Source organism: Pedobacter sp. BMA (genome assembly GCF_001027745.1).
In the GTDB taxonomy this organism is placed as follows: Bacteria; Bacteroidota; Bacteroidia; order Sphingobacteriales; family Sphingobacteriaceae; genus Pedobacter.
Map to the genome: position 1 here is coordinate 169278 of NZ_LECU01000002.1, position 13444 is coordinate 182721.

14 protein-coding genes are annotated in these 13444 nt (G+C 38.8%); 6 read left to right on the forward strand and 8 right to left on the reverse strand.

Annotated features, from left to right (window positions below; genetic code table 11):
• Window positions 1-26 precede the first annotated feature (26 nt).
• From AB669_RS03160 to AB669_RS03170, 3 genes are all read left to right on the forward strand, one after another.
• Complete coding sequence (locus tag AB669_RS03160) at window positions 27-890, forward strand: N-acetylmuramoyl-L-alanine amidase (RefSeq protein ID WP_047798055.1); 864 nt, start codon at window positions 27-29, stop codon at window positions 888-890.
• A 10-nt stretch (window positions 891-900) separates the two neighbouring features.
• Window positions 901-1677, forward strand: a complete 777-nt coding sequence (locus tag AB669_RS03165) for an N-acetylmuramoyl-L-alanine amidase (RefSeq protein ID WP_047797856.1) — start codon at window positions 901-903, stop codon at window positions 1675-1677.
• Between the two features lie 184 nt (window positions 1678-1861).
• Window positions 1862-2812 carry an MlaD family protein gene (locus AB669_RS03170; protein ID WP_047797857.1) on the forward strand — a complete coding sequence of 317 codons (951 nt, stop codon included), beginning with the start codon at window positions 1862-1864 and terminating at the stop codon, window positions 2810-2812.
• Between the two features lie 81 nt (window positions 2813-2893).
• On the opposite strand, the gene AB669_RS03175 is transcribed toward AB669_RS03170, so the two are convergent.
• The 4 genes from AB669_RS03175 to AB669_RS03190 form a co-directional block, all read right to left on the reverse strand.
• Window positions 2894-3799, reverse strand: a complete 906-nt coding sequence (locus AB669_RS03175) for a ribonuclease Z (RefSeq protein WP_047797858.1) — start codon at window positions 3797-3799, stop codon at window positions 2894-2896.
• Window positions 3800-3867: 68 nt separating this feature from the next.
• Complete coding sequence (locus AB669_RS03180; RefSeq protein WP_047797859.1) at window positions 3868-4245, reverse strand: STAS domain-containing protein; 378 nt, start codon at window positions 4243-4245, stop codon at window positions 3868-3870.
• Between the two features lie 35 nt (window positions 4246-4280).
• Window positions 4281-5225, reverse strand: coding sequence for a phosphoribosylaminoimidazolesuccinocarboxamide synthase (locus tag AB669_RS03185; protein WP_047797860.1), 945 nt, complete (start codon window positions 5223-5225; stop codon window positions 4281-4283).
• Between the two features lie 30 nt (window positions 5226-5255).
• Window positions 5256-6215, reverse strand: a complete 960-nt coding sequence (locus AB669_RS03190; RefSeq protein WP_047797861.1) for a PhoH family protein — start codon at window positions 6213-6215, stop codon at window positions 5256-5258.
• A gap of 103 nt (window positions 6216-6318) precedes the next feature.
• On the opposite strand from AB669_RS03190, the gene AB669_RS03195 reads away from it, so the two are divergent.
• From AB669_RS03195 to AB669_RS22290, 3 genes are read left to right on the forward strand one after another with little or no spacing between them, the layout of a single operon-like run.
• Window positions 6319-7098 (forward strand): S-adenosyl-l-methionine hydroxide adenosyltransferase family protein, encoded by a 780-nt coding sequence (locus AB669_RS03195; RefSeq protein WP_047797862.1) that lies wholly within the window; start codon window positions 6319-6321, stop codon window positions 7096-7098.
• 32 nt (window positions 7099-7130) lie between these two features.
• A complete protein-coding gene (locus AB669_RS03200) occupies window positions 7131-7634 on the forward strand; it encodes a hypothetical protein (RefSeq protein ID WP_047797863.1) in 504 nt (167 codons plus the stop codon).
• Between the two features lies 1 nt (window position 7635).
• Window positions 7636-7782, forward strand: a complete 147-nt coding sequence (locus tag AB669_RS22290; RefSeq protein WP_197082321.1) for a hypothetical protein — start codon at window positions 7636-7638, stop codon at window positions 7780-7782.
• A 78-nt stretch (window positions 7783-7860) separates the two neighbouring features.
• Here the strand turns inward: AB669_RS22290 and AB669_RS03205 are convergent, their stop codons facing one another.
• The 4 genes from AB669_RS03205 to rpe all read right to left on the reverse strand — a co-directional run bounded on the left by AB669_RS03205 (window position 7861) and on the right by rpe (window position 13385).
• A complete protein-coding gene (locus AB669_RS03205) occupies window positions 7861-8811 on the reverse strand; it encodes a D-2-hydroxyacid dehydrogenase (protein ID WP_197082323.1) in 951 nt (316 codons plus the stop codon).
• A 67-nt stretch (window positions 8812-8878) separates the two neighbouring features.
• Window positions 8879-9952, reverse strand: a complete 1074-nt coding sequence (serC, locus tag AB669_RS03210; protein WP_047797864.1) for a 3-phosphoserine/phosphohydroxythreonine transaminase — start codon at window positions 9950-9952, stop codon at window positions 8879-8881.
• A gap of 257 nt (window positions 9953-10209) precedes the next feature.
• Window positions 10210-12630, reverse strand: a complete 2421-nt coding sequence (locus AB669_RS03215; RefSeq protein ID WP_047797865.1) for a carboxypeptidase-like regulatory domain-containing protein — start codon at window positions 12628-12630, stop codon at window positions 10210-10212.
• An 83-nt stretch (window positions 12631-12713) separates the two neighbouring features.
• Window positions 12714-13385: a ribulose-phosphate 3-epimerase gene (rpe, locus tag AB669_RS03220; RefSeq protein WP_047797866.1), complete on the reverse strand. Its 672-nt coding sequence runs from the start codon at window positions 13383-13385 to the stop codon at window positions 12714-12716.
• Window positions 13386-13444: the final 59 nt, after the last annotated feature.

Consider the following 13444-nt stretch of genomic DNA (forward strand, 5'->3'; position numbering starts at 1 on the left):
CAAAATTAGTGAAAAATATACCATTGATGTATCTTAAATCCATTTTAACATTTATTATTTGTTTAGCTTTATTCAACAGTATTGATAATCAAGCTTTTGCACAGGATTACAAAATCAAAACAATTGTTATTGATGCGGGCCACGGTGGTAAGGATGGGGCTACGCATGGCGTTTATTCAAAGGAAAAAGATGTGGCATTAAAAACTGCGCTTAATCTTGGAAAAGCGCTTCAAGATAGCTTGAAAGATATCAAAGTGATCTACACGAGGCAAACGGATGTTTTTATTCCGCTTTACGAACGGATAAACATCGCAAACAATGCCAAAGCTGACTTATTTATATCCATTCACCTCAACGACATGCCAGTTCGCGTTTCGAGGTCAGTCGATTATTATAAAAAAGTAAAAGGAAGAAAAGTTCCCGTTTATACTACCGTTACGTCTAAAAGTACATCGACGCGGGGAACGGAAACTTTTGTTTCAGGAACGGGCCGCATGAGCGAACAGGATGAGGTCATCAAAAGGGAGAATGCCTCCATGTTTCTGGAAGATAACTACCAGAAAAACTATGAGGGTTTTATTGCCAACACACCTGAAAACGACATCATGATCTCGTTAATGAAACAAACCAACAGGGATCGAAGCCTGAAGTTTGCCTCCATGTTACAACAGGAATATGTTAATGCTGGAAGGATAAACCGCGGTGTGCAGGAGAAAAGCCTGGCCGTATTGGCAAGAGCCTCAATGCCTGCTGTGCTAACCGAAATCGGTTTTGTAAGCAATCCAGATGAGGAAGACTATATGAATTCTCCGGAGGGACAAAATGAAATTGTAGGTGGTATCATCAAAGCCATTAAAAACTACAGGCGTATTGCTGAAACTTCTTTCTAAATTTAAATAAATGAAGATTAAACTGCTTTTAGTACTGTTATTCGTTTCATTGGTTTCCTCATTGGAGTTAGCTGCACAGGGTTACAGAATTAAAACAATTGTAATCGATCCCGGTCACGGCGGCAGAAAACCCGGCGCATCTGGAAAAATTTCCAAGGAAAAAGATATAGCACTTAAAGTAAGTATAAAGCTTGGCCAAAAAATTAAGGAAGCGCTCCCGGATATAAAAGTGATCTTTACGCGGAAGACTGATATCGATGTGGATTTATACAGAAGGGCGGAAATTGCAAATGATGCGGGAGCCGATTTATTCATCTCCATACACTGTAACTCTATGCCTCCGGGCAACAAACACATCAAAGGAGTGGAAACTTTGGTTGCCGGTTCACATCGACTAAAAGAGCAAGACGCCGCTATTCGTGAAAATGCAGATATCAAGCTCGAAAAAAACTATAAAAGTAAATACGATGGCTACGATCCATCGAATCCAAGTTCATTTATTCTTTTATCATTATTAAAAAACACCTTTCGCGATAAAAGCATTAAATTTGCCAAACTTATTCAGAATGCATACATCAGCCGCGATGAACGTTCCAGCAGAGGCGTTAAAGAGCAGGGTGTATTGGTGTTGCAGAGATGTGGCATGCCCGCTGTGTTAACCGAGATTGGCTTTATTTCCAATGCTGAGGAAGAGAAGTACATTTATTCGGCAAAAGGACAGGATGAAGTTGCGAGTTCCATTTTAGAGGCTATAAAAACCTACAAGAAAAATATTGAGGTGAAATAGCCGGGACTGCAAAGGATAACTATTGACTAATAAAACAAAAATTATAACAGAAAATCAAACAAAACCGATGCAGTAAGCATTATGTAATTAAAATTACATATTTAAGCATCATAAAACAAAATGTGCGCTCAAACAAGTATTAAAGTATTAATTTTAGCGCTTGTTGCCAATAAATAAAACACTCATGAAGATTAAGAACGAAACCAAAGTAGGAATATTAGCTGCTTTTGCCATTGCTTTATTAATAATTGGATACAACTTCCTTAAAGGAAATTCAATCTTTTCAAGCGAAACTACACTATTTGCCCGTTATACCAGAGTTGATGGCTTAACCGTTTCAAAACCCGTTTTAATTAATGGCTACCAAATTGGTCGCGTGGCTAAACTTCAGCTTGAACCTGGCGGTACTATCCTTGCAACGTTAAGTATCAATAGTAAATATGATATCCCGGAAAATAGTATCGCCCGATTAGAAGGTACAGATTTATTGGGTAGTAAAGCCATCGTAATGTCTTTAGGTAACTCCAAAAAAATGGCCGAAGATGGATTTACACTAAATGCGAACGTAGAAAAAGGATTGATGGAACAGGTGCAACCGGTTCAAAAGAAAGCTGAATTAATTATCGGGAAAATGGACTCAATTCTGAGCAGCGTGAATTCTATTTTGAATCCGAACTTCCAGAAGAATGTAGACAGAAGTTTTAACAGTATCGCAGGAACCCTTGCTTCTTTGGAAAATACTTCAAAAAAAGTAGATGGTTTGGTTGGTTCAGAAAGTGCGCGTATCGAAGCTATTTTCAAGAATGTTGAAGGAATCACTGCCAATTTGAATAACAATAACAAAAAGATAAGTGATATTTTAACCAATATTAATACGGTTACCGATAAGTTTGCAGCAGCCAATTTTAAAGAAACATTGGATAATGCAAACAATGCTATTGCCGATTTGCAGAGCGTTATCGCCGGAATTAAGAATGGTAAAGGTAGTTTAGGACAGTTGTTAACGGATGATCAGATGTACAACAACCTGAATAATGCTTCCAAAAACCTGGATGCTTTAATGATTGATTTAAAAGCAAATCCCAAACGTTACGTACACTTCTCAGTATTTGGTGGCGGTAATAAAGATAAATAGAAAACAAAATCTCATCAGGAAAAGAAAAAGGCTTGTGATTAATAATCACAAGCCTTTTTTGCGCATCAGTATATTTGTTTTTTACAGTTGAAAGGTTCTCCCCTCAACTGCCAGTTCGGTATTTTCAAATACAGATTCAGTTTCTTCCAGCAGCATTTGTAATGTTTTGTACCGTGATGAAAAATGACCGATGAGTAGTTTCTTTACACCATTAATTTTAGCCACCTCTCCAGCTTGTAAGGCAGTTGTGTGATGGGTTTCTGTTGCCCTGTCTAACAGGTCATGCATAAACGTAGCTTCGTGATAAAGCGTATCGCATCCTTTTATCGTTTCAAAATAACGCACATCGTAAATCGTATCAGAGCAATAAGCATAGCTTCGTGGTGCTTCTGGAGGCGTAGTGTATTCCTCGCTTTTTAATATTTCACCATCAGGCAATTCCACATCGATTCCCTTTTTCAAAGCCGTGTAGTACGCCATCGGTATTTCATCAGTTTTTTCCTTAATCAACTTTCTCTGTCTCTGCTTCTGCTGAAAAAGAAAACCTGTTGTGGGAATACGGTGATTTAATATAATAGTCTTAACAACCAGATCCTGGTTTTCAAAAATTTGCCTTGGTTCATCAGCGTCAATAGGTACGAATTCTATGGGATACCTTAAAACAGTATCAGAATACCTGAACTGAATTTCCAAAATTTCTAACAAAGGTTTGGGTCCAAATATCTGCATTGGCTTCACCCTTCCGTTAAGGTGCAAACTTGAAAGCAAACCAATTAAACCGAAGTAATGGTCGCCATGTAAGTGACTGATGAAAATATAATCAATGCGAGCAGCTTTTAGGTTATATCTGGTAAGCTGTTGCTGTGTGCCCTCACCGCAATCAATCAAATAGTATTTTTCGTTACAATTTAAAAGCTGTGCAGAGGGGTTCCGGTTATAAACCGGTGTCGCCGAACTACTCCCAAGAATCGTAACTTCAAATTTCATATAGGTATGATGTAAAAAGCCTCGTAAATTCTAACATTACGAGGCCTTAATTTTATTTAACTCAATAACTATTTATCGCCTCTGAACTCTTTTTCCAATTCATCCATAAAGATGAAATCGGTTGCTTCTTCCAGTGTATTAACAAACGTTACAGAATGGAATATGTTTGACAATTCAATAATCGGTGCAATTTCATCGTTGATACCAGTTACAATAAAAAGTCCGTTAACAGATTTGCACAGCCTGTCTCCTACCAATAGGCAACTTAGATCCTGTGCATCATTGCATTCCTTTACATGACTTAAATCAACAATGATATTCTTGTATCCCTCTGCATTGAGTAAGTACAATTCAGATTTTAATCCCGGCGCATTGTCATTCGTAAACCTTGGTTCTTTGAGCTTCAAGGTAACATATTTATCATGTTTATCTACTGAAAATTTCATCTCTTCTAATCTTTATTGCACTAAAGTATAAAAATTTAAAGCGTTTCCAAAGCTTTTAAAACATTGCCTTCAATCCTGTTTGAAATGGCATCAGCATCAGCTTTTTCGAACTTCTCACCTACTATCTGTTCATAAAGTTCAATGTACCGTTCAGAAATCGAGGTCACAATTTCAGGAGTCATTTCTGGGATCAGTTGCCCTTCTTTACCCTGAAAACCATTTTCTATTAACCACTTTCTTACAAACTCTTTTGATAGCTGTTTTTGGGGCTCATCAGCAGCCTGGCGGGCTTCATAGCCTTCAGCATAAAAGTATCTTGATGAATCTGGCGTGTGGATTTCGTCGATCAGATAAATTACCCCATCCGCTTTTCCAAACTCGTATTTGGTGTCTACCAGTATCAATCCGCTTTTCGCTGCAATCTCAGTTCCACGTTGGTATAGTGCGTGAGTATATTGCTCTAATTTTTCATAATCTGTAAGTGAAACAATCCCCTTGGCTAAAATATCTTCTCTTGAGATATCTTCATCATGCCCGACAGCAGCTTTTGTAGTTGGCGTGATAATGGGCTGAGGCAGTTGATCATTTTCCTTCAATCCATCTGGTAAGCTGACACCGCAAACAGAACGTTTTCCAGCGCTGTATTCACGCCATGCATGTCCTGCCAGATATCCCCTGATAACCATCTCAACCTTAAAAGGCTCACATATACGTCCGATTGTTACCATCGGATCCGGTACAGATAAAACCCAGTTAGGAACAATGTCTTGTGTAGCAGCTAAAAATTTTGCAGCTATCTGGTTTAATACTTGCCCTTTAAAAGGAATGGCTTCAGGTAATACCACATCGAATGCAGAGATACGATCGGATACAACCATCACCATAAACTGGTCGGCGATAGTGTATACATCACGTACCTTACCTTTATAAAAACTGCTTTGATTCGGGAAATTGAAATTGGTTTCTTTTTGTGCTTTCATGAGGCAGTAAAAATAGGAAAAAAACCTTACTTACTGAATATCTCCATAAGCTTTCAGGATGTCTTTAACCAGTTTATGGCGTACCACATCTTCACCGCTCAGATAGATAATATCTATTCCTTTAATATCTTCCAGGATCCTTAAACCATTAAAAAGACCCGACATTTGTTTTTTAGGCAAATCTACCTGCGTAACATCGCCGGTTACAATAAATTTAGCTGTTGGACCCATACGGGTTAAAAACATTTTAAGCTGCATATCAGTAGCGTTCTGGGCTTCATCAAGGATCACAAAACAATTGTCTAATGTCCTTCCCCGCATAAACGCCAGGGGTGCAATCTCAATCGTTCTGTTCTCGATATAGAATTTCAGCTTTTCAGCCGGAATCATATCATCCAGCGCATCATACAGCGGGCGTAAATAAGGATCTATCTTTTCCTTTAAATCACCAGGTAAGAAACCCAGATTTTCCCCTGCTTCAACTGCCGGACGGGTTAAAATGATGCGTTTGATTTCTTTGTTTTTCAGAGCCCTTACCGCAAGTGCTACCGCCGTGTAGGTTTTGCCGGTGCCGGCAGGGCCAATTGCAAAAAGAATATCGTTTTTGGCAATGCTACTCACCATTCTGCGCTGGTTTGCAGTTCTCGCCTTTACCAGCAAGCCATTTGTGCCAAATACGATTACCTCTCCGCCCCCGCCAGTCGGCTGTTCCACATCTTTTTTTGCTACTCCATTTGCCTTCGCCCCTAAAATAGTTTCCACATCGTTATTGCTGAGCGAACTGTACTTTTCCAGGTGCGCCACCAGCTGATTAAACTTTTCTTCAAAGGACTTAAGTTCCTGCTCGTCACCAAGAACCTTAACATCACTTCCTCTCGCCACCAGTTTTAACTTGGCAAAAGCACCTTTAATCATTTCGTAATTCTCGTTATTAGCCCCCCAAAAATGAGCAGGATTTACGGTATCCAGAGTTAATTTTAATTCGTTCAAACTATAGTATTTTAAAAAGTTATCGGGCTATATTAATTAAAATTTGAATATTTGCACTCGCTTATGCCTCTACACAAGAATAAGCAATTATAATGAATTTTTAATGGGGATAATTACTTTAACAACAGATTTAGGATCAAAAGATTTTTATCAGAGTGCACTAAAAGGCAGTCTGCTGAGTCTTATGCCTAATGTTAATTTAGTTGACATTACACATGAAGTTCCCTCTTTCAATATTTCCTACGCCGCATTCGTTTTGAAGAATGCTTATCCCTACTTCCCGAAGCAGACGGTGCATTTAATAGGGATAGATTCAGTATATAGTGAAAATACAAAATACATTGCCATTAAACATCGCGATCACTTTTTTGTAGGGGCAGATAATGGCATATTCTCACTGCTTTTTGATGATGTACCTGAAGATGTTGTAGAGCTGAACATCATGCAAGACCTAAAATACCTTCACTTTCCCCTGGTTGATATTTTTGTGAAAGCAGCCACTCACCTGGCAAAGGGCGGAAAATTAAAAGACATTGGAATACCTGTAGCAGAGATTGAGCAGAAAATGCTTTTACATCCTGTAATTGAGAAAGATATCATCCGTGGAAGTGTCATCTACATTGATACATTTTGCAATGTGATTACGAATATCACTAAAGATCTGTTTACCAGAATACAAAAGAACCGCGACTTTACACTTTACTTCAGGAAAAGTGAAACCATCACGCAATTGAGCTGGCACTATAATGAGGTACAGGAAGGCGAAAAGCTTTGCTTATTTGGCATTAGTAACCATCTGGAAATTGCCATCAACAAAGGCAAGGCAAGTGGCTTGCTCGGGCTGCATCTTGGAGATATCGTGCGGGTGGAGTTTCACTCCTAAAACAACTTCTGCCCTTTTCGCGTTTACACTTCATGAATAAATACGTTTATTTTTTTCTTGGTTTATTGTTCACTTTTCAGGCGGCGGCTCAACAGGATACTTCAGCTTTTTCTGCACAGCGTAAAAAGGTGAATACAATGCTCGCCGAACGCAGCGCCAAATTTGGTCAATACGATGAAAGTTTAAATCAGCGCAGCGGAATATTTGGCTGGCAAACTAAAAAAGATATTAAAAATTCCAATGAAATATTGCGTCAGGTGGTTTTAACTGATAATAATATCTTCAAGGAACTAAAAGTCCTGATGGAATACAAAGATTTGCAGAACCAGCAAAAGGTTGAAGTGGCCGATCATTCACAGGAAAGGATCGAAAGTTACATGCGCAATATCAAAAAGCTGCAAGATGAGAATGAAGCACTCAGAACCAAGGCTAAAAGTGCTGGAACTAGTCCTGCAAATTATATCATCGTATTTCTGCTACTGGTCATGGCTGGTGGTTTTTATTTCTTCAACAGAAAGCTTAAAGCAACAAAGTAAAATGAAAAAGGAATTATTTAAAGCTTTGGCTAAGGTTAACAAATGGATATTGCCAAGTTTGTATAAAAAAGACCCGGCAAAATTAACCACATTCCAGAAAGCAATATTGGGCTATCGTTACTGGGTAACTACGAATGCCCTCGATTGAAAAAAGGCCAACTTCTCAGTTGGCCTTAAAATTAAATAATTGGAATTCAAGATCTTTCCCACCAAATGGCGCGGTAGGTTATTTCTTAAAGTGCTCAATAATTAAAGTTGCGAGTTCTGTACCAATGCGCTCCTGAGCTTCGTTAGTGGAAGCACCGATATGTGGTGTTAAAGAAATCTTCGGATGTGTTAAAATGGCAGCAAGCGGCGTTGGTTCATTGTCAAATACATCTAAACCGGCAAAGGAAACTTTACCAGAGTTTAAAGCTTCGATTAAGGCGGGTTCATCTATTGTTCCGCCACGTGAGCAGTTTACAATTCCAACTCCGTTTTTCATTTTACTAAACTCTTCAGCGCCTAAAATTGGCTTATCGGCAAAAGGAGTATGTAAACTGAAGAAATCACTACCTGTAATTACTTCTTCCAATGAAACCGTTTTTACCGGAATACTTACCGATTTTCCTCCCTGGAATTCCAAAGTAATTTCCGATTCAGAAGGATATAAATCGTAAGCTAAAACATTCATTCCCAAACCTAAAGCTACTTTGGCTGTTGCACGGCCAATACGACCGAAACCAATAATACCAATGGTTTTACCACTTAACTCAGTTCCTTTGGCATAAGATTTTTTCAGGTTATTGAATTGGGTTGCACCTTCAACAGGCATTTTTCTGTTAGCGTCCTGTAAAAATCTGATCCCTGTAAATAAATGCGAAAATACCAGCTCGGCAACTGACAAAGATGATGCTGCCGGTGTATTCACCACTGCAACCCCTTGACTACGTGCATACTCTACGTCGATATTATCCATACCAACACCACCACGGCCAATCAATTTAATGTTCGGAACGGCATCTATAAGCTCTTTTCTAACTTTCGTAGCACTACGAACCGTAATGGCATCATAGTTTTTCAATGCTTCGCTCAGTTGATCCTGAGGAATAGTTTCTGTATCCACCTGAAAACCCGCTTTTTCCAGTAATTCTTTACCGATGGGATCTATTCCATCGTTTGCTAATATCTTAATCATATTGATGATTCACTGACTAAATTGACTAAACCGGAAATTACCGGATCAATTATCTGTTAAACTTTTATTAATTCGCTTTTGCTTGTTTTTCTTCAAATGCCTGCATGGCGTCAATTAGGGCATGAACACTGGTAATTGGCAATGCATTATACATCGATGCACGAAAACCACCTACACTTCTGTGACCTTTGATTCCTATGATGCCCTGATCTTCAGCATATTTTAAAAATGGTTTTTCCAATTCAGGGTTTTCCATTACAAAGCAAATATTCATTCTTGAACGGTCTTCCACAGCACAAGTGCCTTTAAATAACGGATTGCGGTCAATCTCTCTGTATAATGCTTCTGCTTTAGCCTTATTTTCTTTTTCAATTTCGGCAACGCCGCCTTTTGATTTTAACCAGCGTAAATTTAAAAGTGCTGTATAAATTGAAAAAACGGGTGGGGTATTATACATCGAATCATTGTCAATATGAGACTGATAGTTCAACATTGAAGGAATTTTACGGTCAGTTTTTCCTAAAATCTCGTCTTTAATAATGACAATCGTCAATCCAGCAGGGCCAACGTTTTTTTGTGCACCGGCATAGATTAAATCAAATTTTGATACATCGATTACGCGGCTCATAATATCCGATGACATGTCGCTTACTACAGGAACATTGGTTACCGGAACTTCAAAAAGCTCAGTACCATAAATCGTATTGTTCGAAGTGTAATGGAAGTAGGCACTGTCTGCAGGGATTTCAAAATCTTTAGGGATGAAGGTATAGTTCGACTCTTTAGACGAAGCTACAACATTTACGTTACCAATAAATTTGGCTTCTTTTAAGGCCTTAGTTGCCCAAACACCAGAATCTAAATAACTGGCTGTTTGCCCATCACCCAGTAGGTTCATTGGAACCATTGCAAACTGTAAACTTGCACCGCCTTGTAAAAATAAAACGGAATAACCCGATGGCACATTTAGTAACTCCTTTACCAATTTATCCGCTTCAGCAACAACTGCCTCAAACTCTGTTGTTCTGTGCGAAATTTCTAAAATTGATAATCCATCGTTAAAATCTAAAACTGCCTGTGCAGCTTGTTTAAACACTTCTTGAGGTAAAATACAAGGGCCTGCGCCAAAATTATGCTTCATCTTATTATATAATGTTTTATGGCCGTAAATGTAAAATTTTTAAAGGAGTTCTGACTATAAAATCGTATCATAAAAAATTAAATTTTGTTAAAAAACAGTAAGATATTGATGTATTTATTACAGTTTTTGCAAATAAAACGTTTAACCTTTAACATGCTTTTTGGGGCTACAAAAAGAATAAAAACCTACGTTTTTTCTTTTTTTCAAAGATATGTGCAGCATCATCATCCGCTTTAATACAAATTATACAGGCTGGTCTACGGCTTTAGTTTGACAATAAGTTTTAGGTTAAATTGTCTGGCTGTAAGATAATTTGGTATCGCATATTGTACATTGTCAACATCTTTAAGCCATAAGTATGAAACTGTATTGTTGATATTCAGCATATTGAAAATCTCGAAAAACAATATAACTGAATTAAAATTTTTATCAAGGAATTTAGGTTTATGCATGGCAGCATCATCCAGAAAATCCTTTGAAAAACCAATATCTACCCTTTTATAAGAAGGAATATAAAATCTGTCCAGGTATCGTGCCGTTTGTGGTGGCCCGATGGGTAAGCGTGAACCGTACAGTGCATTCAGGTGTACTTTATAAGTTGGACTGTTTAAAAGCCTGTCCTGGAAAAATATGGAAAAATTGATCCGTTGATCCGTCGGCCGCTTTAAATAGCCTGGGTAAATCATTTTTCCATTGTCAACGTAGCTATCACCGATTATATCCTCGTTCGCATGCATCACCGACATTCTGAAGTATGACACCAGATCTTTGACAAACTCTCCGCCAATACTGAAATCGGCGCCGTAAGCAAATCCTTTCGAAACTTCATTGGCCAGATATTTGATTCGCAGGTTATCAATTTTGTATGGAATCAGCCGGTCAGAATATTTGAAATAAGCTTCTGAAGTAAATTTTAAACGGGTACCAAAGGCATCAAAAGCATAGTCATAACCTACTGATGTATTGTATGAACTTTGCGCTTTCTGGGTAATGTTCAACACGCCGGTAAAATCCCGAATGGTTCTGTAGGATGGTGGCTGCTTGTAAACACCAGCTGTAAAACGCAGGATCTTATTATTAGAATTAGGCCTGTATGCAATTAATAACCTGGGGCTGATTAACAGCTGCCTGCTTAATGAGCTATACGTTGCCCTCGCCCCTAGTTGAAGTTCTGCGTAATTTGAAAGGGAGTAACTATCCTGAATATAAGCACTGTAATTTTTGATGTCAATGTTATTTTCTACATTGATGACATTTTGCAAAACTATATTTTTTAATTGGTTCGGCAATATAAACCCCGCCGAATCGGTGTAGTTATATTCCTGTAACCTGTCATTGTATTTTGACTGGTCAAATTTTAAACCCCATGAAAATACATGATTATCGAAATTCTGATCAACTTTCACCTCAGATGCAAAGGTTTGCGTATTCAAACTATTCCTGCCGTAATTATAATAACTGCCAATTCCTTTATTTTTAGTCACAAGACCAAAGTTTTCGCCCCTGAAATCCTGATCTATCTCGTCAAAAATATAACTACCATCAATATCAAATCGTTCCCTTTCGACCGTATTGAAGTAGCTATTAATAAATTTCATTACCAGATTAGGCTTGGGAGAATAGGTTGCGGTCACAGCTGAACCCAATGTTTGGTAATCATCAATTTCCTGTCCAGTGTAATCAACATTTAACCTCAATGTATTGGCTAATGTTCCGAATTGTGTTTCCCGGCTTGTTGGAACAAGTTTAAATTGCCCCATGTTGATGTTGCCTAGAAAACTGACGTTAAATTTTGGTGAAAACTCATATTGATACATCAGCTGAACATCACCGAAATTCGGGTTGTAACTCCCCTTTTCATCTTGCTTGATTAGTACATTGGAGTTATTCTTATACCTGATGCCGGCAAGTAAAAAACTCTTTTTTGACACCCGTTTAGCAGTCAGTGATGTATTGAGGAGACTAGTGCTTAAAATCAGTTGATTGCTATCAGGTCGGTCGTATTTAATATCAAGCACTGACGACAGTTTATCCCCGTATCTGGCTTCGAAGCCTCCGGCAGAAAACTTTGCTTTACTTACCAGTTCAGCGTTGATGAAGCTCAATCCCTCCTGTTGACCGTTTCTAATTAGCACAGGTCTGTTGATCTCTACATCATTGATATATATTAAGTTTTCATCGAAATTACCTCCGCGCACACTATACTGTGCGCTGAGTTCATTATTAGTCGATACACCGGGTAAGGTTTTCAGCATCGTTTCGAAATTGCCAGATACCAGTGGCATCGCGGCAACATCAGAAATATTGATTGTGGTGGTATTGCTTAGCTGATTTTGCTTATCTGTAATGTTGACTTGTTCAAGCTCGTTGATATTGGCTGTTAAGATCACCTGGCGGGTAATTCTCGCTCCAGAATGCTCAGTAAATTTCAGGGTTTGCTGCTGATAACCGAGTAAAGAATATTTGATACTGAATGTTTTTGAATTGGAATAAATGGTGTAAACGCCAAATTCATCAGTTATTGTAGATTGGGCCTGACCTAAAACAATTACGGTAACTTGTGACAGGGGTAGTTTCTCCTCATTATAAACAATGCCAGATACCCGTACCAGAGGCTGGGCAAACAAAATGCTGCAACAGGCAATCAAAAGAAAAAGGGTTAGCCGGAGTCTGAGCATTTTTTAGTTCAATATCGGGAGGATGGTACCGCAAATCAAGGCTGCCGGGAGTTAGTGACCCAAACAGTTAATCAATATCGAGGTTAGACACTTAACCGGTTCAGCGCCTGTCTTTTCATCTTAGAAATGGTTTCCGCGGGATCTTCTGTTGCAAAAATGGCATTTCCTGCAACGAAGGCATTAGCACCCGCCGATACCAGTGCAGCGATATTTTGCAATCCTACACCACCGTCAACCTGAATAACCAGCTCATCATTTATTCCCCCCGAAAGCTGCTTCAGATCCTGCAATTTCTTATATGTGTTTTGTATAAATACCTGTCCGCCAAAGCCTGGGTTTACCGACATGATCAGGACTAAATCAAGGTCGCCAATAATGTCGCCTAGCAATGCAACCGGTGTATGCGGATTTAAGGCTACTCCGGTTTTACAGCCAGCGGCCTTAATCAATTGTATTGTTCTATGTAAATGGGTGCAGGCTTCATAATGAACCGTAATCCTGTCTGCACCTGCTTTTGCAAAATCCTGGATGTATTTTTCGGGCTCAATGATCATCAAATGAACATCAAGCGGTTTTAGCGCATGTTTTTTCACCGCTGCCATCACCGGAAATCCAAAAGATATATTTGGCACAAACACACCATCCATTACGTCGACATGAAACCAGTCGGCCTCACTTTCGTTGATCATTTCAATATCTCGCTGCAAATTGCCGAAATCAGCAGATAGTATGGATGGGGCAATAATCTTTTTCATTCAACTCGGTGGTTTTCGTCATTGCTTGGTGCCGCGCAACAACAAGTTAATTGTATATT

What these genes read in the sequence shown, in the direction of transcription:
- AB669_RS03160 (WP_047798055.1), top strand. Translation starts at nt 27, where the DNA reads ATGTATCTTAAATCCATTTTAACATTTATTATTTGTTTAGCTTTATTC.
- AB669_RS03165 (WP_047797856.1), top strand. Translation starts at nt 901, where the DNA reads ATGAAGATTAAACTGCTTTTAGTACTGTTATTCGTTTCATTGGTTTCC.
- AB669_RS03170 (WP_047797857.1), top strand. Translation starts at nt 1,862, where the DNA reads ATGAAGATTAAGAACGAAACCAAAGTAGGAATATTAGCTGCTTTTGCC.
- AB669_RS03175 (WP_047797858.1), bottom strand. Translation starts at nt 3,799, where the DNA reads ATGAAATTTGAAGTTACGATTCTTGGGAGTAGTTCGGCGACACCGGTT.
- AB669_RS03180 (WP_047797859.1), bottom strand. Translation starts at nt 4,245, where the DNA reads ATGAAATTTTCAGTAGATAAACATGATAAATATGTTACCTTGAAGCTC.
- AB669_RS03185 (WP_047797860.1), bottom strand. Translation starts at nt 5,225, where the DNA reads ATGAAAGCACAAAAAGAAACCAATTTCAATTTCCCGAATCAAAGCAGT.
- AB669_RS03195 (WP_047797862.1), top strand. Translation starts at nt 6,319, where the DNA reads ATGGGGATAATTACTTTAACAACAGATTTAGGATCAAAAGATTTTTAT.
- AB669_RS03200 (WP_047797863.1), top strand. Translation starts at nt 7,131, where the DNA reads ATGAATAAATACGTTTATTTTTTTCTTGGTTTATTGTTCACTTTTCAG.
- AB669_RS22290 (WP_197082321.1), top strand. Translation starts at nt 7,636, where the DNA reads ATGAAAAAGGAATTATTTAAAGCTTTGGCTAAGGTTAACAAATGGATA.
- AB669_RS03205 (WP_197082323.1), bottom strand. Translation starts at nt 8,811, where the DNA reads ATGATTAAGATATTAGCAAACGATGGAATAGATCCCATCGGTAAAGAA.
- serC (WP_047797864.1), bottom strand. Translation starts at nt 9,952, where the DNA reads ATGAAGCATAATTTTGGCGCAGGCCCTTGTATTTTACCTCAAGAAGTG.
- AB669_RS03215 (WP_047797865.1), bottom strand. Translation starts at nt 12,630, where the DNA reads ATGCTCAGACTCCGGCTAACCCTTTTTCTTTTGATTGCCTGTTGCAGC.
- rpe (WP_047797866.1), bottom strand. Translation starts at nt 13,385, where the DNA reads ATGAAAAAGATTATTGCCCCATCCATACTATCTGCTGATTTCGGCAAT.